A 573-nucleotide genomic window follows, 5' to 3' on the forward strand; every position below is an offset into this window, starting at 1 on the left:
GAACAATACATTTCAAACAGATGTTATTTTAGAGATTCCGGATCTTCCTGAATCTGATTTTATGAATGAACTGAGAGATCAAGAAGAAATGGATGAAATTGATTCTGTTGATTTATGGATTAACCATAGTAAAATGTCGGAAATATCCTCTAAACAAATGATTGTTTTTAAATCTTCAACTTTAAAGAATGAATTTCGAGATCAAGAAAAGTTGGATGAAATCGACTCTGTTGATGAAATGAATAATACATTTCAAACAGATGTTATTTTAGAGATTCCGGATCTTCCTGAATCTGATTTTATGAATGAACTGGGAGATCAAGAAGAAGTGGATGAAATCGATTTTGTTGATGAAACAAATAATACATTTCAAATAGATGTTATTTTAGAGATTCCGGATCTTCCTGAATCTGATTTTATGGATGAACTGGGCGATCAAGAAGAAGTGAATGAAATTGATTCTGTTGATGAAATGAATAATACATTTCAAACAGATTTTATCTTTGAAATTTCGGATCTTCCTGAATTTGATTTTATGAATGAACTGGGAGATCAAGAAGAAGTGGATGAAAT

General features: G+C 30.4%; 1 protein-coding gene. It reads left to right on the top strand.

Translation table 11 applies throughout. From position 1 onward, the window contains the following. On the top strand, positions 1-573 hold a 573-nt coding region (locus MR109_RS29620; RefSeq protein ID WP_242274858.1), incomplete at both ends, for a hypothetical protein.

Source organism: Bacillus cereus group sp. BfR-BA-01310 (assembly GCF_022664325.1).
Taxonomy (GTDB): domain Bacteria; phylum Bacillota; class Bacilli; order Bacillales; family Bacillaceae_G; genus Bacillus_A; species Bacillus_A paramycoides.